Below are 23,531 nucleotides of genomic sequence, written 5' to 3'. Positions count from 1 at the left end.
CTATTTGATATATGATATACGAAATTGCGGGCGACGTCCAGAGCCGAGACCACGTGCCGGACCCGCCTGCCCAACCGAAGGGAGATATCAGCCACATGCTCTATGACGCTTTGCGTTTTTATCCGGGGGGCGACCGGGCCATCGAAATCGAACTGGGCGATGGCATGGATTTCACCATCAACTTCATCGTCCACCGGTTGGTCGCGGCGGTGCGGGCCGCCGGGATCGCGGCGATCGAGGATCTGATCCCGGAACTCGCCTCCTTCCAGGTCAACTACGATCCCGACCGGATATCCTATGAGGATCTCTGCAACGAGATCGAAACCATCTATGCCGAGATGGGCCGCGGCGTGACCGGATCGCTGCCGAGCCGGCTGATCACCATCCCCGTCCTCTACGATGACCCCGAGACCACCGCCTGCATCGCGGCCTATCGCAAGGATTATCCCGACAAGACCCCGGATCCGGATCTGGTCTGCCAGTTGAACGGCCTGCCCGACCGCGCAGCGCTGCGGCGGCGCCATTCCAGCTCCGAATACTGGGTGGCCGCGCTGGGGTTCTGGCCCGGGCTCTGTTCGCTGCTGCCGCTGCGCCCGGAGGCACGGATCATCGCGCCAAAATACAACCCGCCGCGCACCGACACCCCCAAGGGCGCCATCGGCATCGGCGGCGCGCTGACCTGCATCTATCCTGACGCGACCCCGGGCGGCTATCAGCTGATCGGCCACACCCCGGCGCCGACCTATGACGGCGCCCAGCGCCTGCCCGACTTCCAGGACAGCCTGGCCCTGTTCCGCGCCGGCGACCGGGTTCGTTTCCTGCCCGTGGGAATGGACGAGTACGAAGACATCAAGGCCCGCGTCGCCGAAGGAAGCTTCCGGCACGACATCATCGACTATCAGATCTTCTCCGTCGATCTCTACCTCGACTGGGCAAAGGAACAGGCGCAGGCACAGGAGGGCAAGGCATGAGCCGCAGCTTCACCACCGACAAACCCGGCCTGCAGACCTGCGTTCAGGAACTGCCCGGCCGCATCGGGTTTCTGGAACAGGGGTTCCCGCTGTCGGGGCCGTTCGACGCCTGGTCGTTCCGTCAGGCCAATATCCTGGTCGGCAACGACCGCGATACCGCGGCGCTGGAGTGCCAGTTCGCCGGCCCGACCCTGACGCTGGAGACCGACGCGCTGGTCGCGGTGACCGGTGCCGACATGCGCCCGAAGATCGACGGCGAACCGGTGCCGATGTGGACCACCCTGCCCATCCGGGCCGGCCAGACGCTGGCTCTGGGGCCGGCGATGCGCGGGGCGCGATCCTATATCGCGATCTCCGGCGGCATCGCCACCGATCCGGTTCTGGGATCGCGCGCGGTGTTCCATCAGGCCGGAGTCGGCGGCCATGCGCTGACCGCCGGCCAGAGCGTACCGCTGGGCACCCCGACCACCGATGTCACCCTGTCGCAGGTACCAGAAGCCGCCCGCCCGGTGATATCCTCCGACAAACGCTGGCAGGTTGAGGCGCTGGCCGGGCCCAACGACGACTGGCTCACGCCGGAAACAGTCGAGACCTTCTTTTCCGCCGACTGGGCGATCCAGGCCAAGAGCAGCCGCACCGGCGTGCGCCTGACCGGACCGGAGTTCGCCTTCTCCGCCCGTGCCACCGACAAGAATCCCGATCACGGGCAGGACCCGTCAAACATCATCGACCACGGCTATCCGATGGGCGCGGTCAATCTGGCCGGGCAGACGCCGATCATCCTGGTCAATGATTCCCCCAGCACCGGCGGTTTCATCAACCCCTTCACCGTGGCCAGTGCCGCCTTCTGGAAACTGGCACAGGCCCGACCGGGAGAGGTGCTGAATTTCCGCCGGATCGACCGGGACGAAGCCGGCCGGCTGCGGGCGCATCTGGATGCGATGACCCGGCCCGAGGTGCTGGAGCGTGTCTGAAACGATGAACCGGGACGATCTGCTGCTGAGCGGGGATCCGCTGCTGGCCGGGCTGCTGGCCAGCCAGCCACCGCGCATCCAGGCGGCCGAGGCAGAGGCCTTTTTGCGCGAGACCTACGGCATCGCCGCCCGCGCCAAGGAAATCGCCTGCGAGCGCGACCAGAATTTCCACATGGTCGCCGGGGATGGCCGCGCCTTCGCGCTGAAAATCTCCAACCCGCAGGAATCGCCGGAAAACACCAATTTCCAGACCGAGGCGCTGCGCTGGCTGGAGCGAACCGATCCGACCCTGCCGGTGCCGAAGATGGTCGCCGCCCGCGATGGTCGGTTCGAAGTGACGCTGGCCCTGCCGGACGGGCGCACCAGCGTGGTGCGGGTGCTGACCTGGGTCGAGGGCGAGCCGCTCTACCGTGTCGGCGTCGGACCGGAGATGGAACGCCGGATCGGCGCCATCCTCGCCCGGCTGGGCCGCGCACTGCACGATTTCACCCACCCCGGCGCCCGGCACGAGATCCTCTGGGATATCCGCAATGCGCCGCGGCTGCGGCCGCTGCTGTCGGCGCTGGCCGGCGACGCGCTGGAACAGGCCGTCCGTACCGAGCTCGACGCCTATGAGAGCGGGGTTCTGCCGCGCCTGACAGAGCTGCGCCATCAGGTGGTGCACAACGATCTCAACCACCACAATCTGGTGGTCGATCCCGACCGCCCCGGCGAGATCTCCGGCGTGCTGGATTTCGGCGATATGGTCGATACCCAGCTGGCCATCGACGTGGCTGTCGCCGCCTCCTACCTGGCCCATCACGACGATCCGCTCACCTCGGTGGCGCGGATGGTCGGGGCCTATCACGCGGTCACCCCGCTGCTGCCAGAAGAGATCGCCGTGCTGCGCGATCTGATCGTGGCGCGGCTGGTGACCTCAATCACCATCACCGGGTGGCGTGCCCGCCGCTACCCCGAGAATGCCGCCTATATCCTGCGCAACAACGGCCCCGCGCGGCTGGCGATGCAGCGTTTCGCCACGCTCGATCCCAGCACCGTCACCGACCGGCTGCTGCGCGCCTGCGAACTGGAGTGACAAGATGACGACCGATACCGGCATGGTGAATGCCTTTGTCGAGGGCCGCGCCGATCTGGATCCGGCCACCGGAGAGATGATCTCCCGCCGCAAGGATCTGCTCGGCCCGGCCTACCGGCTGTTCTATGAACGCCCGCTGCATCTGGTGCGAGGCGAGGGGGTCTGGCTCTACGATCCCGAGGGGACCGGCTATCTCGACGCCTATAACAACGTCACCTCGATCGGCCACTGCCACCCCCGGGTGGTCGAGGCGATCGCGCGTCAGGCCGGCATCCTGGCCACCAACACCCGCTATATGCACGGCGCCATCCTCGATTACGCCGAACGACTGCTGGCGACGATGCCCGATGCCCTTGGCCACATGATGTTCACCTGCACCGGGTCGGACGCCAACGATCTGGCGGTGCGCATCGCCCAGAGCTTCACCGGCGGCAAGGGCATCGTGGTGACCGAGACCGCCTATCACGGCATCACCCAGGCGGTGTCGGAGTTCTCCCCCTCGCTGGGCGAGAATGTCGACCTCGGCGCCCATGTGCGTACCGTGCCGGCGCCCGACAGCTATCGGGTGACCGAGGGGCTGGCCGAAAGCTTCGGCGCCAGCGTCGCCGCCGCCTTCGCCGATCTGAAGCGCCACGGGATCAAGCCCGCGCTGTTCATCTGCGACGGCATCTTCGCCAGCGATGGCGTCTTTGGCGATCCCGCCGGGTTCCTGAAACCGGCAGTCGAGGCGGCCCGGGCCGCCGGCGCGCTCTATATCGCGGATGAGGTGCAATCGGGCTTCGGCCGCACCGGCGATGCGATGTGGGGCTTTCAACGTCACGGGGTGATCCCCGATCTGGTCACCATGGGCAAGCCGATGGGCAATGGCTTTCCCGTCGCCGGCGTCGCCGTGCGCCCCGAGGTGGTCGAGGAATTCGGCCGCAAGGCGCGTTATTTCAACACCTTCGGAGGCAATGCCGTGGCCATCGCCGCGGCGACCGCCGTGCTCGACGTGATCGAGGACGAAGGGCTGGTCGAGAACGCCCGCGTCATGGGTGACTACCTGCGCGACGGCTTCCGCGACCTGCAGACCCGCTATCCCGCCATCGGGGATGTGCGCGGCGCCGGCCTGTTCATCGGCGTGGAGATGGTCAGCGATGCCGCGGCCAAGACCCCCGATGCCGCCGCCGCAACGGCCATCGTCAACGGCATGCGGGACGAAAACGTGCTGATCTCCGGCTGTGCCAAGGCCGCCAACGTGCTGAAGATCCGGCCGCCTCTGGTGTTCAAGAAGTCCGACGCCGACCATTTCATCGCCGCGCTCTCCCGCGTTCTTGCCCGCCTCTCCTGAGACAACGAAAGGATCCGACCATGTCCCTGCAGACCATCGAAGCACCGCTTCCCGGGATTCTCTATCACAAGCCCTCGCCCGATGCGGAGCCGTTCAAGACCCCCGGTGACGCCGTTGCCGTCGGCGATACGCTGGCGCTGATCGAGGTGATGAAATCCTTCATGCCGGTGGAGGCCGAACTGGCCGGCACCTTCAAGGGCTACAGCGCCGCCGATGGCGAGAGCATCGAACCGGGTGCCCCGGTCTGCGAGATCGAGCAGGCCTGATGTCCGGAATCCGCAAGCTTCTGATCGCCAACCGCGGCGAGATCGCGGTGCGCATCATCCGGGCCGCCCGCGATCTGGGCATCCGCACCGTGCAGGTGGTCAGCGAGGCCGATCAGGACATGCTGGCCGCCCGGCTCGCCGACGAGGTGAGGGTGATCGGCCCGGCCCCGGCGCCGAAGTCCTACCTGGATGTGGAGCGGATCCTGCAGGCGCTGCGCGACAGCGGCGCCGACGCGGTGCATCCCGGCTATGGCTTTCTGTCCGAGAACGCCGATTTCGCCCGCCGGGTGGCAGAGATGGGGGTGATCTTCTGCGGACCCGACGCCGACACCATCGACCGCATGGGTGACAAGGTGAACGCGCGGACCGCGGCGCTGGCCGCAGGGGTGCCGGTGGTGCCGGGCAGCGACGGGCGCATCGCCGATCTCGACAGCGCCGTCGCGGTGGCTGAACAGATCGGCTATCCGGTCATGGTCAAGGCGGCGGCCGGCGGCGGTGGCCGCGGCATCCGCATCGCCCAAACCCGCGAGGAGCTGATCGCCACCGTCCCCACCGCCATGGCGGAGGCGCGCGCCGGCTTCGGCGACGACGGGCTCTATATCGAGGCCTTCATCCAGAAAGCCCGCCATATCGAGGTGCAGATCCTCGGCGACGGCAACCGGGCGGTGCATTTGTTCGAACGGGAGTGCTCGCTGCAGCGGCGCCGTCAGAAGGTCTGGGAAGAGGCGCCCGCCGCGCTCCTGCCCGAGACCGTGCGCCAGGAGCTCTGCGCCTCGGCGGTGCGGCTGGCCGAAGAGGTCGGCTATCGCGGTGCCGGGACGCTGGAGTATCTCTACGACATGCAGCGCGAGGCGTTCTATTTCATCGAGATGAACACCCGCATCCAGGTGGAGCATCCGGTGACCGAGATGATCACCGGCGTCGACCTGCTGCGCGAGATGCTGCTGATCGCCGGCGGCGCACCGCTATCGCTGCGTCAGGACGACATCCGCTGCACCGGCCACGCCATCGAGGTACGGCTGAATGCCGAGAACCCGGAGCGGCACTTCTTCCCGGCGCCGGGAGTGATCGAAACCCTGACCCTGCCCGGCGGCCCCGGTGTACGCTTCGATACCGGCGTCTATCCCGGCTACAAGGTGCCGCCCTATTACGATTCGCTGCTGGGCAAGCTGATCGTCTGGGACAGCAGCCGCGACGGGGCGCTGAACCGCATGGCCGGTGCGCTGAGCGAGCTGGACATCGGCCCCGGCCCCAGCACTGCCAGCCTGCACCGGGCGCTGGTGCAGGACCCGGATGTGCGCGCCGGCGCGGTCTCGACCCTCTGGCTGGAAGACTGGCTGAAGGCCCGGGCCGAAGCGGCCGCGCTGGCCAAATCTGCCTGACCCCGGCTCCGCCGCGGGGTTTCGGCCCCGTGGCCTCCCTCGGCCGCGCGGCAGCGGCTCGACATCCCGCCGCACCAGTCTGCCCGGTCAGTTCCGCCTGTCTGCGATCCCTCCTTCCCTCGACTGCCGGCCCACACGGCCAAGGCGATCCGCGCCGTCACGGCACGGTGCCTCCCATCGCCCGCAATCGGATGCCCCCTCCCCCTCGGGCGGTGAAATTTTCATCCCCGCGCCGCGACGAGGAGTCACAGCGCATCGGCGCACGGCGGCTGTGCATCGACACTCAACGATTTCGGAATATGAGCTGGAGCGCGGATATCCCACAGCCAGACGAAACGGACCCATGACCCTGACCATCACCGCCCTCTACGCCGGTCTCGCCGGCCTGATGTATCTCTTCCTGTCGTTCCACGTGATCAAGCAGCGCGTTGTCCTGAAACAGTCGCTGGGCGACGGCGGCGACGACACGCTGAACCGCCGCGTGCGCACCCATGCGAATTTCGCCGAATACGCGCCGATCACCCTGATCCTGATCGGCGCGCTGGAGGCGCAGGGCGCCCCGGCGCTGGCAGTGCATCTGGCGGGGATCGTGCTGATCCTGTCGCGCGCCGCCCATGCCTATGGCATGCAGCGCGATGATCGCAGCTGGGGCCGCAAATACGGCATTCTCAGCTGTTTCGCCCTGCTGCTGGTGCTGTCGGTTGCCGATATCCTGATGGCGCTGATCTGACCGGGCAGGCGCCTCGCCCCGGTCAGACCGCATCCTTGCGAAAGGCCGAGGGCGGCGCCCCCAGTTGCCGGCGAAACGCGGCGATAAAGGCCGAGGGGCTGGAATAGCCCAGCCGCCCGGCCAGCGCGGTGCTGGTCTCGCCCCGCTCGATCCCCTCCAGCGCCACCATGCAGCGCAGCTTGCCGCGCCAGTCACGAAAAGTCATGCCGGTCTCCGCCACGAAGAGCCGCTCCAGCGTGCGGTCGGAGGTGCCGATGTCGCGGGCAACCTCGGCCAGGTTGCGGCGTTCCTCGGGATGGCGCAGGAAATGCGCCATCGCCATGGCCAGCCGGCTGTCGCGCGCGCCGGGCAGATGCAGCGCGGCGGGCCTCAGCCTGGCGATCTCGTCCAGGGCGACCCAGGCCAGACGCCGGGCCGCCGGCGCCGCCGGGTCGGCCACCTCTGCCAGACGCTCGACAATGCCACGCAACAGCGGCGAGCCGCGCAGCACCGTGCAGCTCTGCGGCAGCCCGGCGCGGGCGGCAAATTGCGGCGCGACATAGAGGTGACGCACGCGCAGCGCCGTCTGGGTCGACAGCTGGTGCCGCTGACCGCCGGGAATCCACACCGCGTGCTTGTGCGGCACCATCCAGACATCCTCTCCCGCCCGCAGCCGCAACGTTCCGTCGAGACAGAGAACGAGCTGCGCCCGCGGATGGGCATGCGGCTGCACCGCAAAACCGCTGCCCAACGTGCCGCAGCGGGCGATCACCGGCCGCCGCGGCGACAGATCGAACCCGTCGCCGGTGGGCTCACGCAGGGGGCTTGACGGATATTCGACATGTTTTGGCATAATGTCGTTCTAGAGCATTCCTGAGAGATTTCATAGGTCTCTATCGCGCCTTCCCTGCCACCAGGATCCCCTCATGCGATATTTCAAGGAACTCATCATCATCGTCATCGCGCTGGTCGCGCTGGCCGTCTCGCTCAGCCTGCCGGGCGGCCTGAACCAGAGCCAGGCGTTGACCTTCGGCGTGGTGCTGCTCACGCTCGGGCTCTGGGCGACGGGGATCGTGCCGGCCTATGTCGGCTCCGCCTTCTTCTTCACCACGCTGCTGCTGCTGGATCTGGCGCCACCGACGGTGGTGTTCTCCGGTTTCTCCTCCACCGCGATCTGGCTGGTGGTCACCGGTTTCGTCATCGGCGCCGCGATCACCCATTCCGGGCTGGGCGCCCGGATCGGCACCCTGGCGCGGCCGCATCTTTCGCACAGCTACGCGGTGCTGATCGCAGGGCTGATGCTGATCGGCGCCATCATGGGCTTTCTCATGCCCTCTTCGATGGGGCGGGCGGCGGTGCTGGTGCCGGTCGGCATGGCACTGGCCGATGTGCTGGGGCTGGACAAGGGCAGCAAGGGGCGCACTGGCGTGGCCGTGGTAATCGCCTTCGGCACCAATATGCCCAGCTTCGGCATCCTGCCATCGAATATCCCCAATGTGGTGATGGCCGGGGTGGCAGAGCGAACGCTGGGGCTGCATTTCAGCTATGCCGATTACCTGCTGCTGCACTATCCGGTGCTGGGCATCGTCAAATCCATCGCCATCGTGCTGCTGGTGCTGCTGTATTTCCCGGCCAAAGTCACCACCGACCGGCCCGCCCCCGGCTTCGATCACCGGCCCGGGGCGGCGCGGCGGCAGCTGGCGCTGCTCGGCATCCTGTTGGTGACCGTGGCGCTCTGGGCCACCGACCAGATGCACGGGTTGAACCCGGCCTGGATCGGGCTGGCCACCTCTCTGGTGCTGCTGACACCGCAAACCGGCTTCGTACCGCCCAAGGTGTTCAAAGGCGCGGTGGATTTCGGCGTGATCCTCTTCATCTCCGGGGCGCTGGCGCTGGGAGCGGTGGTGACCTCGACCGGGCTGGGGCCGATCGTGGCGCATCACGTCACCGCGCTGCTGCCGCTGCAGCAGGGGCAGGATTTCCTGAACTTCCTGTCGATCTCCACCCTCGGGATCCTGACCGGCGTCTTCACCACCATGGCCGGGCTGCCGGCGGTGCTGACCCCGATCGCACAGGATCTGTCCAATGCCACCGGCCTTCCGCTCGAAACCGTGGTGATGACCCAGGTGATCGGCTTCTCGACGGTGTTCTTTCCCTATCAGATCGGCCCGCTGATCGTGGCGATGGGGCTGGCCGGCGAATCCACCCGGCCACTGCTGAAGATGACCCTGTCGCTGGTGGCGCTGACCTTCCTGATCTTCATCCCGCTCGACTACCTGTGGTGGCGGCTGCTGGGGATGTTCTGAGCCCGCGCCTCGGCGCCCCGAGCTCAGTCGATGATCGGGGTCGACAGCGGCATCGGTACGGCGCTGGCCGCTGGCGACACCGATGGCCCGCCCATGGCGGCGCGGGCCTGATGGCCGATCTCGGAACAGGCGGTGTAGTCGCCGCCGGCGCATTGCGCCTTGCGCTGATACCATGCCTCGGCATAGCGCTGGCCGCAGCCGGCCAGGGCAAGTGTCACGACGATCAGTGCAAGTCCCGTTTTCATTCCCGGCCCCCGTAAAATGCCACCCGAACAGATACTCCCGGCATTCTGGGACATTTTACGCAAAACGACAAAGGTTGATTTCGCAGGCGGGCGGCCGGCACCGCCCGCCCCGATCAGCCCCGGGTCACAGCCCGGCCGCCGCCACCGCCCGGACCGTCTTGGCGACGATCTCATCCGCCTCCGCCCGGGTCAGGCAGAACGGCGGGGCAAAGCCCAGAATATCGCCCTGCGGCATGGCCCGGCCGATCACCCCCTGATCCAGCAGCCGCGCCGCCACCGTCGGGCCGACCTTCTCCGCCGCGTCGAAGAAACTGCGATTGTCGCGGTCGCGGACGAATTCCACCGCGCAGAGCAGGCCTTCGCCGCGGATATCGCCCACATGCGGGTGATCGCCCAGCGCCTCGGTCAGCGCCGCCTTCAGATAGGCGCCCATCTCGCCGGCGTTGCGCACCAGGCCGAGATCGTCCAGCAGCCTGAGGTTCGCGACCCCAGCCGCCGCCCCGATGGGATGCGCCGAATAGGTCCAGCCGTGACCGATGGGGCCATAGGCGTCGGTCCCCTGCTCCAGCACCTTCCACATGCGGTCGGAAACGATCGAGCCCGACAGCGGCGCATAGGCCGAGGTCAGCCCCTTGGCGATGGTGATGAGATCGGGGCGGATGCCATAGTGGCCCGAGCCGAACATGCTGCCGAGCCGGCCGAAACCGGTGACCACCTCATCCGCGATCAGCAGGATGTCGTTCCGGTCCAGCACCGCCTGAATCGCCGGCCAGTAGCCTTCGGGTGGCGGCACCAGCCCGCCGGTGCCCAGCGCCGGTTCGCCGATGAAGGCGGCAATGGTATCGGCGCCCTCCCGTTCGATCAGCGCCTCAAGACTGGCGACGCATTGGTCGGTGAACTGCGCCTCGCTCTGGCCCGGGTCGGCGCGGCGGAAATAGTAGGGCGCATCGGTATGGATCACCCGGTCCAGCGGCAGATCGAAGGTCTTCTGGAACCCCTCCAGCCCTGTCAGCGATCCGGTCATCAGCCCGGAGCCATGATAGCCGCGCCAGCGCGAGATGATCTTTTTCTTCTCCGGACGGCCCAGCACGTTGTTGTAATACCAGACCAGCTTGATGTTGGTCTCATTCGCGTCCGAACCGCCAAGGCCGAAATAGACCCGGCTCATGTGGTCGGGGGCACGGTCCAGGATCATCTTGGCCAGGGTGATCGAGGCCTCCGTGCCATGGCCGACATAGGCGTGGTAATAGGCCAGCTCCTTCGCCTGGGCGGCGATGGCCTCGGCGATCTCGCTCCGGCCATAGCCGACGTTGACGCAATAGAGCCCGGCAAAGGCGTCGAGCAGCCGGTTCCCGTCACGATCCTCGATATGACAGCCCGAACCGCCGGTCAGTACCCGCTGCGGCAGCTCACCCCGGGCGAATTGCGCCAGATGGGTGGAGGGATGAAAGAAATTCTCCCGATCCCAGGTCTCGAGTTGATCGTTCTTCAGCATCGCGGCGGCTCCTGTGGCGGTGGATCCGCTGCGCCCGTCGGCAAGAACCGGACACCGGCACGGGCCGACACAGGATGCCCCCGGCCGGTCCGCGCGGGGTTGCGCAGCGGAGATGTCCGGAACATGGCAGAGCCGTGGCAGCGATCGGGACCGAATTCCGCCGCCCATGCAGAAAAATCCTCTGCCCCGGGTGGCTCTGACAGAGGATTCCTCTCCGGCTCAGTCGGCGGCGCCGGGATCGCCCAGCAACAGCTCCAGCGGCGGCACCCCCCCGGATTTCACCGGCTTGGTCACCACATAGGTGAAATAGCGCGCCAGCCCCAGCCGGGCCTCCAGCAGATCGTCGATGAACCGCTGGTAATCGTCGATATCGCGGGCGACGATCTGCAGCAGGTAGTCGTATCCGCCGCCCAGCGCCCAGCAGGCGACGATACGGTCGTGCTGCTGCACCGCGTCCTCGAAGGCGCGAAAGCTGGCGGCAGTGTGATCGGCCAGTTCGGCGGCGACGAAAACAGTGACCGAGGGCGCCACCCTCTTCAGATTAATCCGCGCCTGATAGCTTTCGATGATCCGCGCCTTTTCCAGCTTTTTCAGCCGGTTCCAGGCCGGCGTCGGCGACAGGCCGACGCGGGCGGCCAATTCGGTCTTGGTGATGCGCCCCTCTGCGGCCAGCACCTTGAGAATGTCGATATCACGCTTGTCCGGACCGCTCATCCCGTCTCACTCTCCAAACCCTCTCTCCGCTGGTAGCAGAGCCGGCAGGCGCGCGAAACAGCGCCGGTTCCCGGGCCGCGCTCAGGCCCGGATCAGCGTGCCGGTCTGCCCCAGAAGCCGGCGCACATGGCTGGCGATGGCGGTGTCCTGTGCCCCGGTTCCGGTCAGATCCGCGATGGTGACCTCCTCCACCCGCTGCCGCCCGGGATGCTGGCCGGCGACGATCTGGCCCAGCTCCGGCGGCGTGCCGCGGGTCCACAGCCCCTGCAACACCGCCGCCTCCAGTTCCCCCGACAGCTCGCATTGGCTGACCCGGTCGCAGACATAGAGATCGGCGGCGATCAGCGCCCTGGGTTCGATCTCGTTCTTGCCGGGCTGATCCGATCCCATGGCGGTGATATGCAGCCCCGGGTGCAGCCAGTCGGCCATCACCACCGGGCTGCGCGCCGGCGTGGTGGTGACCACCAGCTGGCTGTCAGCCAGCAGCGAGGCGGCCTCTGCCCGCACCTCCGCCGGAACGCCCAGCAGCCGGGACAGATCGGCGGCGCAGGCCTCGGCCCGGGCCGGATCGCGGCCATGCACCAGCAGGCGGGTGAAGGGGCGCACCAGATGCGCCGCCTGCATCTGCAGCCGCGCCTGCACCCCGGTGCCGATCACCCCGGCGGTCTCCACCCGCTCCGGTGCCAGATGGCGGGCGGCGACGGCGCCGGCGGCGGCAGTGCGCAGATCGGTGAGATAGCCGTTGTCCAGAAATACCGCCTCGACCAGACCGGTCTGCGCCGACAGCAGGATCATCAGCCCATTGAGGCTGGGCAGGCCCAGCTTGGGATTGTCAAAGAACCCCGGGCTGACCTTGATGGCGAAACCGTCGAAACCAGGCAGATACGCGGTCTTCACATCGACCTCCCCATGCACCTGCGGCAGCTCCATCGACAGGATCGGCGGCATCACCACACCACCTTCGGCCAGTGCCGCGAAGGCGCGTTCGATCACCTCCACCATGGTCAGATCGAGACTGAGCGCGGCGCGCAACTCCGCCTCCGTCACGATGCGGATATCATGTGCCATAGGTCTTCCCCCGGATGATCAGATCGCCGAGCGCGATGTCTTCCCCTGCCATCAGGGCGAGGAAACCGGCCATGTCCGGATTGCGCCCGGTCAGAATGGTGGCGACCGGCCCCTGTGACGGCGGCAGGCGCCCCGACATCAGCGCCGCGGCCCCGACCGCGCCGGCGCCCTCGGTCACCAGCCGGTCCTCGAAGAAATGCAGCTGCATGGCGTCGCGGATCTCCTCCTCCGTCACCAGGAGCACGTCGTCGAGCAGAGCGCGGCAGAGCGCAAAGCTCAGCCGGTTGTCCAGACCGATGCCGCCGCCGAGACTGTCGGCGAGGCTGGCCTGCTCGGTCACCTCGACCGGATGGCCCGCCGCCAGAGAGGCCGCCATCGCTGCGCCCCGCGCCATGCTGACCCCGATCACCCGGAGCTGCGGCTTGATGGACCGGGCGGCCAGCGCCACCCCGGCCGCCAGCCCGCCGCCCGACAGCGGCACCAGGATCGTCTCCAGATCCGGGCGCGCCGCCATCAGCTCCAGCCCGATGGTGCCCTGCCCGGCGATCACCCGTGCATCGTCAAAGGGGGAAATCTCCACCAGCCCCTCCGCCGCGGCGCGCCGCCGGCTTTCGGCCATCGCCTCGTCCTGGCTGCGACCGTGAATGAAGACCTCGGCCCCCAGCGCCCGGATACCGGCCACCTTCGCCTCGGGCACCAGGGCGGACATGCAGATCACCGCCCGCAGACCGCGCTGCGCCGCCGCCCAGGCCACCCCGCGCCCGTGGTTGCCGGTGGAACAGCAGGTCACGCCGGGACAGTCCGCCGGCAGCGCCGCCACCGCGTTCAGCGCTCCGCGCAGCTTGAAGGCGCCGATCGGCTGGGCGATCTCCAGCTTCAGCAGCACCTCCTGCCCGACCCGGGCGGAGAGCGCCGGCGACGGCACCAGCGGCGTATTATCGGCCACCCCGCGCAGGCGGCGCGCGGCCTCGAAGATATCGGCAAGCGTCAGCGTCATATCCGCCAGTGTGCAGATTTCGGCCCGCCGGGGAACCCCGCCGCCGGGCAAAGGCCCCGCCGGTCTGGTCGTCCTCCCGGCGGCTGCGCCCGGACGCCCGCCTTTGCGGCGCCGTCGCGGCCCCCGCCCCTTGCAATATCGCCCGACTTCTGCGACCGCAGAGAGAGGCCATGCCGCCCTGCCCGCCCTTTCCCCCCACCGAGAGAGGCCCCGCAATGCCCGACACCCAAACCGCCGCCGATATCCTGGCCGATCTGATCGCCTTCCCCTCGGTCTCTGCCGACAGCAATCTGGATATCATCGCCTATCTCGCCGACCGCCTGGAACAGAGCGGTGCGCGGGTGCATCTGATGACCGACGACAGCGGGATAAAGGCCAATCTCTTCGCCACGCTGGGACCGGAGACGGATGGCGGGATCGTGCTGTCGGGCCACAGCGATGTGGTGCCGGCGGAGGAAGACGGCTGGCTGTCCGATCCGTTCCGGATGCGGCGGGCCGAGAATCGGCTCTATGGCCGGGGCAGCTGTGACATGAAGGGGTTCATCGCCGCCGCCGTGGCGATGGCGCCGGCCTATGCCGATCTGCCGCTGCGCCGCCCGGTGCATTTCTGCTTCACCTACGATGAGGAAGTCGGCTGTCTCGGCGCCCGCCAGCTGGTGGCGGAGATCGACCGCGTCGGCGTCCGACCGGCGGTGGCGATCATCGGCGAACCGACCGAAATGCGGATCATCGAGGGCCACAAGGGCTGCTGCGAGTACACCGCGCGGTTTCACGGGCTCGAAGGCCATGGCTCGCAACCCGACCGTGGCGTCTCGGCGGTGGAATATGCCGCCCGCTATATCGGCCGGCTGCTGGAGCTGCGCGACGATCTGAAGACCCGGGTGCCGGTGAACAGCCGGTTCGAGCCGCCGTGGAGCACCCTGCAGGTGGGCCGGATCGAAGGCGGTGTCGCCCATAACGTCATCGCCGGGCAATGCAGCGTCGATTGGGAGATGCGCCCGGTGGTCGCCAGCGACCGCGATTACGTGCGGGGCGAGATCGACGCCTATTGCCGGGAGGTGCTGCTGCCGGCGATGCGCGCGGTGCACCCGCAGGCGCGGATCGATCTGGAAACCATCGGCGAGGTGGCCGGGCTGGAACCGGCGGAGGCCAACGAGGCCCGTGACATCCTGCGCGAGCTGACCGGCGCCAATGACACCGACCTGGTCGCCTTCGGCACCGAGGCCGGCCTGTTCCAGTCCATCGGGATGAGCGCGGTGGTCTGCGGGCCCGGGTCCATCGCCCAGGCCCACAAGGCCAATGAATACCTCAGCCTTGAGCAGCTGGGGCACTGTATCGACATGCTGAAGGGGCTGGAGCGCAAGCTGCTCTGACCCCGGCAGCGACCGCCGGAGAGGGATCATGACCACACCGCGCCTGAGCAATACCGATATCGACGAGCTCACCGCCTGGCGACGGGCGCTGCACCGCCATCCCGAGCTGTCGGGTGAGGAGGTGGAGACCGCCCGCCGGGTCGCGACGATGCTGGCGGCCACAGGGCCGGAGCGTCTGGTGACCGGGCTGGGCGGCACCGGGGTTGCTGCGCTCTACGAAGGGGTGGAGCCCGGGCCGCGGGTGCTGCTGCGCTGCGAGCTCGATGCGCTGCCGATCCAGGAGACCTCCGGCGCGGCGCATGCCTCCGAGCTACCGGGCAAGGGGCATCTGTGCGGACACGACGGCCATATGACAATGCTCGCGGCGATGGCGCGGCTGCTGGGCCGGCAGCGGCCGCCGCGCGGATCGGTCGTGCTGCTGTTCCAGCCGGCCGAGGAAGACGGCGCCGGCGCCGCGCGGGTGCTGGCCGATCCCGGGTTCGAACCGCTGCGTCCGGATTATGCCTTTGCCATCCATAACATGCCAGGCATGCGACTGGGCCATGTGGCGGTGAATGCCGGGCCCGGGGCCTGCGCCTCTCGTGGGATGCGGATCCGGCTGACCGGCCGCACGGCCCATGCCTCGCAACCCGAACGCGGGGTGTCGCCGATGCCGGCGATGGCGGCGCTGATGCCCGCGCTGACCGCGCTGGGATCCGGCGGCGCCGAGACCGGCGGGAATTTCGCCCTGGCCACCGTCACCCATGCGCGGATGGGCGAACCCGCCTTCGGTATCGCCCCCGGCGAGGCCGAGATCTTCGTCACCCTGCGGGCGCTGAGCGATCCGCGCATGGACCGGCTGGTGACCGAGGCCGAGACGCTGGTCGCGACCGAGGCCGCCGCTCATGGGCTGGCGGTCGAGATCGGCTATGAGGATGTCTTCCTGACCACCAGCACCGATGCCGAGGCCGCCGTCATCGTCACCCGGGCGCTGGATCGGATCGGCCGGCCGCATGGCCCCGAGCCGCTGCCGATGCGCGCCTCCGAGGACTTCGGCCGCTTCGGGGCGGAGGCGGTGCTGGGATTTCTCCTGCTCGGCTCCGGCGAGGATCACCCGGCGCTGCACAACCCCGATTTCGATTTTCCCGACGATCTGATCCCGATCGGCGCCACCATCTTCTCCGCCATCGTCGAGGAGATCCTCGGCACCCCGTGACAGATCGGGACGGGGCAGGCCGGGGCCTCCCGGATCAGAGGCCCGCGATGGACTTCAGCTCCCCGACCACCCGGTCGACCCCCTCCGCCTGCTTCAGCGCGGTGAAGAGAAACGGCCGGCCGCTGCGCACCCGGGCGGCATCGCGGTCCATCACGTCGAGCGAAGCGCCGACATAGGGGGCCAGGTCGGTCTTGTTGATCACCAGCAGGTCGGATTTTGTGATCGCCGGCCCGCCCTTGCGCGGGATTTCCTCGCCCGCGGCGACATCGATGACATAGACGGTCACATCCGCCAGTTCCGGGCTGAAGGTGGCCGAAAGATTGTCGCCGCCGGATTCGATCAGCACGATCTCCACCTCCGGATGGCGCGCCTGCATCTCGGCCACGGCCGCTAGGTTGATGCTGGCGTCCTCGCGGATGGCGGTATGCGGGCAGCCGCCGGTCTCCACCCCGATGATGCGGTCGCCGGGCAGGATCTGCATCCGCATCAGCGCCTCGGCATCCTCCTGGGTGTAGATGTCATTGGTGATCACGCCGATCGAATAGTCATCTTTCAGCGCCTCGGCCAGCCGGGCGGTCAGCGTGGTCTTGCCGGCGCCCACCGGGCCGCCGATACCAATACGCAGGGGGCCGTTCATCTGGGTCATGATTGGAAAAGCCTCGGTTCCAGGGTTTCATGGGTCATGGCGGCGATATCCGACAGGAAGGCGTTGGAGTAAACCGCCGCCGGATCGCCTGCCGATGTCTCGGCCGCGATGCGCGGGCAGAGCGGCGACAACGCCGCCAGAACCTGCTGGCCTTCGGTCTGCCCCAGCGGGATCAGCCGCACCGCCGCCGACACCAGGTTCGAGGTGAAGGACTGCAGGTAGAGCGCGCAGGCGGCCTGCGGGTCCAGCCCCATCAGCCGTGCCGCCCGACCGATGGCCAGCGGCAACAGCAGCTCCGGCAGGGCGATCCCCCAGACGGCGGCGGTGGAGCGGGCAAAGGCCGCCCCCTGCCGCGCGCCTTCCCGCTGCCGCTCCGCCGCCGGGGAAAAGGCCCGCGCCTCGGCATCGAGGGCGAGGAGCGCCGCCTCGGTCTCCGCCCGCCAGGCGGCCCAGAGAAAGCTGGCATCGGCACGGCCGGAGCCGTCCTGCAGCAGATCTTCGAGCCAGCCCCGAAGATCGGCGGCCGTGGCGATCCAGCCAGCGCGGATCGCACTTTCCAACCCGTGGGAATAGGCGAAACTGCCCAGCGGGTAGGCCGGTGACATCCATTGTGCCAGCGTCAGCAGCCCGGCGTCGAACCCCGCCATCGCAGGGTCAGAGGGAATGTTCAGGGCCGTGGTCATGCGCGTGGCCGTGGTCATGGTCATGGCTGTGGGAATGGCTGTGCCCATGCGCGTGGGTATGGGCGTGGTCGCCATGAGCGGTATGCACATGTTCGTGGCTGTGGGTGCGCCCATGGCCATAGGCGCCGCCCTCGGGGGTGAAGGGGACGATTTCCTCGGTCACCGTGGCGCCGAGATGCTCCAGCATGTGCCGGATCACCGGGTCGCGCTGGATCACCAACCGGTCGGCGGCGATCTGGCAGGGGGTGTGCCGGTTGCCGATATGCCAGGCGAGCTGCGGCAACAGCGGGCCGGTGATGCAGAGCACCTCCTCCGCCGCGGCGCGGATCGCCACCAGCCGACCGTCGGAGAGGATCAGCGCATCGCCATCGTCGAGAGAGGTGGTCTGAGGCAGATCGACAACGAAGGCGAGCCCCGCCGCGGTTACCAGTTTCTTGCGCCGCAGAAAGCGGCCGTCGTAATCGAGCGAAACGGTTTCGGCATCGCCCTGCCATTCACCCTTGCGGTGAAAGCTCTGGGCCAGGGGAAGATCGGTCATCTGGGTCGTCCTTGGAAGTGTCCGGGGCGGCGTGGCGACGGCGGGCCAATCCCCGGCATGCGGTTTCTGTCAGTTTGGCCCCTTCCTGTCGGGAAGGCAAAGGGGCGAATGGGGGAGGAGTTGAAACACCCTCCCCCATCGAATGGCTGTCCCCCGGGACTTCAGCCCCGATCCGCACCCGACCAGAGGCCGAGTACGAAGCTTCGGTCTCTTGGAAACAACGGGTTCGGGTTAGCTGCGCTCCCCCTCAGAACAGGAAGTACCGCTGTGCCATCGGCAGCTCCTCCGCCGGCTGACAGGTCAGCAGTTCCCCGTCGGCGCGCACCTCATAGGTCTCCGGATTGACCTCGACCTTCGGGGTGGCGTCGTTCAGCTTGAGGTCCTTCTTGCCGATGGCGCGGGTGTTCTTCACCGCCACCGTCTGTTTCGCCAGCCCCAGCCGCGCGGCGATGCCGTCGGATTGCGCCGCCTCCGACACGAAGATCACTGCCGAGTTTTCGACGCTGCGGCCATAGGCACCGAACATCGGCCGGGAATAGACCGGCTGCGGCGTCGGGATCGAGGCATTGGGATCGCCCATCTGCGCCATGGCGATGGTTCCGCCGATCAGCACCATATCCGGTTTCACTCCGAAGAAGGCCGGCGACCAGAGCACCAGATCGGCGCGTTTGCCCTCCTCGATACTGCCGATCTCACCGGCGATGCCATGGGCGATGGCCGGGTTGATGGTGTATTTGGCGATATAGCGGCGCACCCTGAAATTGTCGTTGTCGCCGGTCTCCTCAGCCAGCCGGCCACGCTGTTTCTTCATCTTGTCGGCGGTCTGCCAGGTGCGGATCAGCACCTCTCCCACCCGGCCCATGGCCTGGCTGTCGCTGGCGATGATCGAAAACGCCCCCATGTCGTGCAGGATATCCTCGGCCGCAATGGTTTCCCGCCGGATCCGGCTTTCGGCAAAGGCGACATCTTCGGGGATCGACTTGTCCAGATGGTGGCAGACCATCAGCATGTCGAGGTGTTCCTCGATGGTGTTGCGGGTGAAGGGCCGGGTCGGGTTGGTCGACGACGGCAGCACGAACTCCTCACCGCAGACCTTGATGATATCGGGGGCGTGGCCGCCGCCGGCGCCTTCGGTATGGAAGGCATGGATGGTGCGGCCCTTGAAGGCGGCGACGGTGTTTTCCACGAAACCCGATTCATTCAGCGTGTCGGTATGGATCATCACCTGCACGTCCATGTCGTCGGCGACGCCCAGGCAGCAGTCGATGGCGCCGGGGGTAGTGCCCCAATCCTCATGCAGCTTCAGGCAGCAGGCGCCGGCCAGCACCTGTTCCTCCAGCGCCGCGGGCAAGGACGCGTTGCCCTTGCCGGCGAAGGCCAGGTTCATCGGGAAGGCATCGGCCGCCTGCAACATCCGCCCCAGGTGCCAGGGGCCGGGGGTGCAGGTGGTGGCAAGCGTTCCGTGCGCGGGGCCGGTGCCGCCGCCCAGCATGGTGGTCAGGCCGGAGTGCAGCGCATCCTCGATCTGCTGCGGGCAGATATAGTGGATATGGCTGTCCATGCCGCCGGCGGTGAGGATCTTGCCCTCCCCCGCGATCGCCTCGGTTCCCGGGCCCACGATGATATCGACGCCGGGCTGGGTGTCGGGGTTGCCGGCCTTGCCGATCTTGTGAATGCGCCCGTTCCTGAGACCGACATCGGCCTTGTAGATGCCGGTCCAGTCGACGATCAGCGCATTGGTGATGACGGTATCGACGGCACCCTCGGCACGGGTGGCCTGGGATTGCCCCATACCGTCGCGGATCACCTTGCCGCCGCCGAACTTGACCTCTTCGCCGTAGGAGAGCGCATTGGCACCCGAGCCACCGCTGGTGGCGGCGCCGGCACGTTCGGCGATCAGGTCACGCTCCACCTCGATGATCAGATCGGTATCTGCCAGCCGCAGCCGGTCGCCCACGGTGGGCCCGAACATGGCGGCATAGGAGGCGCGGGAGATTTGGGTGGGCATCAGAACATCCCCTTTGGGCTGAAGCGAAAGACGGGGAAACGAACAGGACGTCCCGGATCGCCTGCGATCCGGATCACGCCCGCTCCTCCCCCCTGGGAGGGCGCGACCCTCTGTTGCGTGTTCGACAAGGCGAGGGGCGCGAAGGGCACATTCCCCGTCACAGTGCCCCCATCACCTTCTGATTGAAGCCGTAGATGCGCCGGGCTCCGGACATCGGGATCAGCCGCACCTCGCGGCGCTGACCCGGTTCGAACCGCACGGCGGTACCGGCGGCGATATCCAGACGCATGCCCCGGGCGGCCTCGCGGTCGAAGTCCAGCCCCGGGTTGGTCTCGGCGAAGTGGTAATGGCTGCCGACCTGCACCGGCCGGTCGCCGGTATTGGCGACCATAAGGGTGATGGCCTCGCGGTCGGCATTGAGGGTCAGAGCCCCCTCAGCGGGAAACAGCTCTCCGGGGATCATCGCCGCGCCTCCTCAGCCGGCCAGCGCCAGGGCGGAACCAGCGGCGGCAACCAGAAGACCGGTCCCGCGCAGGATCGGCTGGCGGCTGGCCTTGCCCAGCAGCAGGCCGAAGCCCAGCCCGGCGACATGCAGCGCGGCGGTGACCGCGGCAAAGCCCGCCAGATAGTTCATCGCCTGGGCACCGCCCATCTCCGCCCCGTGGGCGTGGCCATGGAACAGCGCGAAACCCGCGACAACAGCCGCGCCGGCGGCAACCGGCAGCCGTGCCGCCACCGCGACCAGCAGCCCCAGCACCACCGAGGATGCCAGGATCACCGGTTCAACGAAGGGCAGCGGCAGGCCCCCCAGCGCGGTGAGAAAACCGACGCTCATGGCCCCGACAAAGGCCGCCGGCACCATCCACAGCGCCCGGCCGCCCAGCAGCGCGGCCCAGAGCCCGACGCAGACCATCGCCAGAACGTGATCGGCGCCCGAGATCGGATGCGTCGCCCCGGCCAGGAAAGAGCCATGCTCGCCCGGGTTGAGATGCGCCAGCGCCGGCTGGGCGATCAGCAGGGCGGGGGCGAGGGCGGGGATCAGGTGTTTCAGCGGACGGATCATCTGGGCTCTCCTGGCTGGTCAGCGAATGGGGTTGTGGACGGTCACCAGCTTGGTGCCGTCGGGAAAGGTGGCCTCGACCTGAACCTCGTGGATCATCTCGGGGATGCCTTCCATACATTGGTCGCGGGTGATCACCTCGGCGCCGGCCTCCATCATGTCGGCGACGGAGCGGCCGTCACGGGCGCCTTCGACAACCGCATCGGTGATCAGCGCGATCGCCTCGGGGTAGTTCAGCTTGACGCCCCGCGCCAACCGCTTGCGCGCCACTTCGGCGGCCATGGCGATCAGCAGCTTGTCTTTCTCGCGTGGGGTCAATTGCATAGGTCACAGTCTCCAGGACGTCGGCAGTGTGTCTTGGCTCAACCGATCCAGGACCGGCAGAAGATGGCGGCGCAGGTGAAACCCGTCCTCGGCGATCAGCCTGACCGCGAGAACGCCCTGACGCAAGAGGGTTGCGCCCCCGGTGGGGGGCATTTCCGCCCGAAGCGCTGCCAGATGGGCATCCGCATCCGGTGCGACATAGAGAACCGAAGCCATGGCACCGCCGCCACCGCCAATTCCGGCCCGGGCGAGCCGGGCAGAGAGATCGCCCTCAAGCCGCAGCCCATCGCGATAGAGCGGCTTGCCGTCGCGGTCGATGGCGATCCGGTCGCGAAAGGCCGCCTCGGTCAGCCGCTCCCCCATCGCGGTGCGACCGAAGATCACCGGCTCCACCATCAACAGGCGGGCGTCTGCCTCCAGCGCGATGGTCAGGCTGCGGGACAGCGCCGCGCCCTGATAGAGGATCAGCTCCTGCGGCAGCCAGAACAGGGTCGATCCGGCCCGCGCCCGCAGCTCCGTGTCGAACCGGCCCCAGCCGCTGGCGGCGCGATAGGCGCGCTCCGCCGCCTGGGTGGTCAGGATCAGATGCGCGCCCGGCCCCGCCTCTGCCGCGATGGCCAGGCGATCGCCGCCGGTGATACCTCCGGCGCTGTTGATGGCGATGGCCTGCAACGGCCCGGGGCGGCGCGGGAACATCGCCTTCATCGCACCACTCGGCCGATAGCGATCAAGCACACTGTTCGCCCCCTGCCGCTTGGCAGAGAGGGTCAGCTGGCCTTCCGCCCGCGGCTGCGCGGCAACAGGGCTCTGCGGCACCGGCGTCACATCCGGCCTGCGGTCACGCCGCCGATCCCGGGGCGATCTCGGCCTCGGGAAACAGCCGGCGGGCCGTGTCGCGGATGACCGGCAGAACCTCGATGGCGCGGCGCGCCTCCAGATCGAACTGCACCGTCGTCGCGATCAGCTCCGCCGCCAGATCGCCGGTCGTCCGGTTGCGCATGCTGTAGCCGAGGACCATGGATTTGCCGCCGATGCGGATCACCCGACCGGAGACCACCGTCAGATCCCCGGCCGCCAGTTCCGCCTGCATGGTCATGTTCAGATTCACATCGGCAAAGCCCTGACGACGGGCCAGCATCTCCGGCCCGAATCCCAGTTCCGCCAGCAGGTGATAGGACCCGTCATCGAACATCGCGGTATAGTGGCGGGTGGTCATATGGCCCATGGCGTCGCATAGCCAGGGGTGGACAACCCCACGATAACATTCGATTTCCTGGGTCATGCGCCGGGGCCTCCTCTGCCGGTTTCCGGCCTTGGTCTAGCACAGGCTGGTCGCCCGGGGCAAAAGCCGATGACCTCAGCGCTGGCCGTCCTCGCCCTGAATATCCTGTTTGCGCAATCCGCCGGCGCGGGGGTTGATCCGCCCGCCGGTGCCCATGATCAGCGCATAGAGAATTTCATCTGGCCGGGGCGCGTCCTGCAGGCCGATCTCCATGCTGCTGAAGTGGCTGCGGACATAGGCGGCGTGGATGTTGTGGACCGGTACCATCAGCCGATACCCGGCAACGGCGACGGCCTTGTTCGAGGGCACGATCGCCTTGGGAGCGCCCAATACCTCGCGCATCGCCCAGCCGCCGGCTTCGTGCCAGAGCGCGCCATGCTCCATCTCGCCATTGAGCCCGACGATGGCCGCCTTGCCATAGACTTCGATGTGTTCGGCCCCGCCCAACGTCTCCACCAGTTCGGTGGCAAGCGCGGTGCCGAGGCTGCGCAATTCCGCCATGAAGGGCATCAGATCGGGTTCATAGCGGCCGGCATAGGGGTTGGCGATCACCGCGAGGGCGGCAGCCATCCGCACCGGTGCCGACGGCGCCGGGCCGATTTCGCGATAGATGGTCTCGGTCTGCAGGGCGCGTTTGCGAATGTCGATCAGGCTCATGGCTTTGGTCTCACGATGTGTGTGTGAGGTATAGCGCGAGGGTTTCGAGCTGTCAGCCAGGGAAGCGTTCTGCGCATCGGACCGAAGCGACGCGATTAAGAACTGAGATTGCTTTTATGTTTGGGTAAATTTTATCGTATATAGAGATACAAGAGCGCTTATTAGGTTTGGCGGTGACCTACTCTCCCACGTCTTGAGACGCAGTACCATTGGCGCGACGGCACTTAACTTCC

General features: G+C 67.7%; 26 protein-coding genes. 10 read left to right on the top strand and 16 right to left on the bottom strand.

Annotated elements, in window-relative coordinates:
• Window positions 1-95: 95 nt before the first annotated feature.
• From QO033_RS19465 to QO033_RS19435, 7 genes are all read left to right on the top strand, one after another.
• Window positions 96-971, top strand: a complete 876-nt coding sequence (locus QO033_RS19465; RefSeq protein ID WP_284482636.1) for a 5-oxoprolinase subunit B family protein — start codon at window positions 96-98, stop codon at window positions 969-971.
• Window positions 968-1,945 carry a 5-oxoprolinase subunit C family protein gene (locus QO033_RS19460; RefSeq protein WP_284482635.1) on the top strand — a complete coding sequence of 326 codons (978 nt, stop codon included), beginning with the start codon at window positions 968-970 and terminating at the stop codon, window positions 1,943-1,945. Before QO033_RS19465 ends, QO033_RS19460 begins: the two co-directional genes overlap by 4 nt.
• Complete coding sequence (locus QO033_RS19455; RefSeq protein WP_284482634.1) at window positions 1,938-3,020, top strand: phosphotransferase; 1,083 nt, start codon at window positions 1,938-1,940, stop codon at window positions 3,018-3,020. Before QO033_RS19460 ends, QO033_RS19455 begins: the two co-directional genes overlap by 8 nt.
• Window positions 3,021-3,024: 4 nt before the next feature.
• Window positions 3,025-4,350: an aspartate aminotransferase family protein gene (locus QO033_RS19450; protein WP_284482633.1), complete on the top strand. Its 1,326-nt coding sequence runs from the start codon at window positions 3,025-3,027 to the stop codon at window positions 4,348-4,350.
• A 20-nt stretch (window positions 4,351-4,370) separates the two neighbouring features.
• Window positions 4,371-4,616: an acetyl-CoA carboxylase gene (locus tag QO033_RS19445; protein ID WP_321170054.1), complete on the top strand. Its 246-nt coding sequence runs from the start codon at window positions 4,371-4,373 to the stop codon at window positions 4,614-4,616.
• Window positions 4,616-5,998: an acetyl-CoA carboxylase biotin carboxylase subunit gene (locus QO033_RS19440; RefSeq protein WP_284482632.1), complete on the top strand. Its 1,383-nt coding sequence runs from the start codon at window positions 4,616-4,618 to the stop codon at window positions 5,996-5,998. The genes QO033_RS19445 and QO033_RS19440 overlap by 1 nt, the downstream gene beginning before the upstream one ends.
• A gap of 343 nt (window positions 5,999-6,341) precedes the next feature.
• The gene (locus QO033_RS19435) at window positions 6,342-6,728 is read left to right on the top strand and encodes an MAPEG family protein (protein WP_284482631.1); all 387 of its coding nucleotides are present in this window, start codon (window positions 6,342-6,344) and stop codon (window positions 6,726-6,728) included.
• A gap of 22 nt (window positions 6,729-6,750) precedes the next feature.
• Here the strand turns inward: QO033_RS19435 and QO033_RS19430 are convergent, their stop codons facing one another.
• Entirely contained in the window at window positions 6,751-7,560 is an 810-nt protein-coding gene (locus QO033_RS19430) for an AraC family transcriptional regulator (RefSeq protein ID WP_284482630.1), read from the bottom strand.
• Window positions 7,561-7,633: 73 nt separating this feature from the next.
• Here QO033_RS19430 and QO033_RS19425 point away from each other — a divergent pair, with 73 nt between their 5' ends.
• A complete protein-coding gene (locus QO033_RS19425; RefSeq protein WP_284482629.1) occupies window positions 7,634-9,013 on the top strand; it encodes an SLC13 family permease in 1,380 nt (459 codons plus the stop codon).
• A 23-nt stretch (window positions 9,014-9,036) separates the two neighbouring features.
• On the opposite strand, the gene QO033_RS19420 is transcribed toward QO033_RS19425, so the two are convergent.
• The 5 genes from QO033_RS19420 to eutB all read right to left on the bottom strand — a co-directional run bounded on the left by QO033_RS19420 (window position 9,037) and on the right by eutB (window position 13,532).
• A complete protein-coding gene (locus QO033_RS19420; RefSeq protein WP_284482628.1) occupies window positions 9,037-9,258 on the bottom strand; it encodes a hypothetical protein in 222 nt (73 codons plus the stop codon).
• Window positions 9,259-9,382: 124 nt separating this feature from the next.
• Complete coding sequence (locus tag QO033_RS19415) at window positions 9,383-10,753, bottom strand: aspartate aminotransferase family protein (RefSeq protein WP_284482627.1); 1,371 nt, start codon at window positions 10,751-10,753, stop codon at window positions 9,383-9,385.
• Window positions 10,754-10,972: 219 nt separating this feature from the next.
• Window positions 10,973-11,467, bottom strand: a complete 495-nt coding sequence (locus tag QO033_RS19410; RefSeq protein WP_284482626.1) for an Lrp/AsnC family transcriptional regulator — start codon at window positions 11,465-11,467, stop codon at window positions 10,973-10,975.
• Between the two features lie 81 nt (window positions 11,468-11,548).
• A complete protein-coding gene (locus QO033_RS19405) occupies window positions 11,549-12,535 on the bottom strand; it encodes a cyclodeaminase (RefSeq protein ID WP_284482625.1) in 987 nt (328 codons plus the stop codon).
• On the bottom strand, window positions 12,525-13,532 hold the full coding sequence (gene eutB / locus QO033_RS19400; RefSeq protein WP_284482624.1) for a hydroxyectoine utilization dehydratase EutB: 1,008 nt from the start codon (window positions 13,530-13,532) through the stop codon (window positions 12,525-12,527). Before eutB ends, QO033_RS19405 begins: the two co-directional genes overlap by 11 nt.
• 215 nt (window positions 13,533-13,747) lie before the next feature.
• On the opposite strand from eutB, the gene argE reads away from it, so the two are divergent.
• Complete coding sequence (argE, locus tag QO033_RS19395; RefSeq protein WP_284482623.1) at window positions 13,748-14,905, top strand: acetylornithine deacetylase; 1,158 nt, start codon at window positions 13,748-13,750, stop codon at window positions 14,903-14,905.
• Between the two features lie 28 nt (window positions 14,906-14,933).
• On the top strand, window positions 14,934-16,100 hold the full coding sequence (locus QO033_RS19390; protein ID WP_284482622.1) for an amidohydrolase: 1,167 nt from the start codon (window positions 14,934-14,936) through the stop codon (window positions 16,098-16,100).
• 34 nt (window positions 16,101-16,134) lie between these two features.
• Here QO033_RS19390 and ureG read toward each other — a convergent pair whose 3' ends face one another.
• The 10 genes from ureG to QO033_RS19340 all read right to left on the bottom strand — a co-directional run bounded on the left by ureG (window position 16,135) and on the right by QO033_RS19340 (window position 23,298).
• Window positions 16,135-16,746: an urease accessory protein UreG gene (gene ureG / locus QO033_RS19385; protein ID WP_284482621.1), complete on the bottom strand. Its 612-nt coding sequence runs from the start codon at window positions 16,744-16,746 to the stop codon at window positions 16,135-16,137.
• Window positions 16,743-17,429 carry an urease accessory protein UreF gene (locus QO033_RS19380; protein WP_284482620.1) on the bottom strand — a complete coding sequence of 229 codons (687 nt, stop codon included), beginning with the start codon at window positions 17,427-17,429 and terminating at the stop codon, window positions 16,743-16,745. The genes ureG and QO033_RS19380 overlap by 4 nt, the downstream gene beginning before the upstream one ends.
• Entirely contained in the window at window positions 17,401-17,967 is a 567-nt protein-coding gene (gene ureE / locus QO033_RS19375) for an urease accessory protein UreE (protein WP_284482619.1), read from the bottom strand. Before ureE ends, QO033_RS19380 begins: the two co-directional genes overlap by 29 nt.
• Before the next feature lie 247 nt (window positions 17,968-18,214).
• Window positions 18,215-19,975, bottom strand: a complete 1,761-nt coding sequence (gene ureC / locus QO033_RS19370; protein WP_284482618.1) for an urease subunit alpha — start codon at window positions 19,973-19,975, stop codon at window positions 18,215-18,217.
• Window positions 19,976-20,132: 157 nt separating this feature from the next.
• Window positions 20,133-20,438, bottom strand: coding sequence for an urease subunit beta (locus tag QO033_RS19365; RefSeq protein ID WP_284482617.1), 306 nt, complete (start codon window positions 20,436-20,438; stop codon window positions 20,133-20,135).
• A 12-nt stretch (window positions 20,439-20,450) separates the two neighbouring features.
• On the bottom strand, window positions 20,451-21,038 hold the full coding sequence (locus QO033_RS19360) for a HupE/UreJ family protein (RefSeq protein ID WP_284482616.1): 588 nt from the start codon (window positions 21,036-21,038) through the stop codon (window positions 20,451-20,453).
• Between the two features lie 18 nt (window positions 21,039-21,056).
• The gene (locus QO033_RS19355; RefSeq protein WP_284482615.1) at window positions 21,057-21,359 is read right to left on the bottom strand and encodes an urease subunit gamma; all 303 of its coding nucleotides are present in this window, start codon (window positions 21,357-21,359) and stop codon (window positions 21,057-21,059) included.
• A gap of 3 nt (window positions 21,360-21,362) precedes the next feature.
• Window positions 21,363-22,175, bottom strand: coding sequence for an urease accessory protein UreD (locus tag QO033_RS19350; RefSeq protein WP_284482614.1), 813 nt, complete (start codon window positions 22,173-22,175; stop codon window positions 21,363-21,365).
• A 22-nt stretch (window positions 22,176-22,197) separates the two neighbouring features.
• Complete coding sequence (locus QO033_RS19345) at window positions 22,198-22,641, bottom strand: acyl-CoA thioesterase (protein ID WP_284482613.1); 444 nt, start codon at window positions 22,639-22,641, stop codon at window positions 22,198-22,200.
• Between the two features lie 75 nt (window positions 22,642-22,716).
• Window positions 22,717-23,298, bottom strand: a complete 582-nt coding sequence (locus QO033_RS19340; protein WP_284482612.1) for an amino acid synthesis family protein — start codon at window positions 23,296-23,298, stop codon at window positions 22,717-22,719.
• Window positions 23,299-23,531 lie beyond the last annotated feature (233 nt).

It is taken from the genome of Pseudodonghicola flavimaris (assembly GCF_030164425.1).
In the GTDB taxonomy this organism is placed as follows: Bacteria; Pseudomonadota; Alphaproteobacteria; order Rhodobacterales; family Rhodobacteraceae; genus Pseudodonghicola; species Pseudodonghicola flavimaris.
The sequence above is the reverse complement of the archived record's forward strand: the minus strand, read 5'-3'. Positions and strand labels throughout refer to the sequence as shown.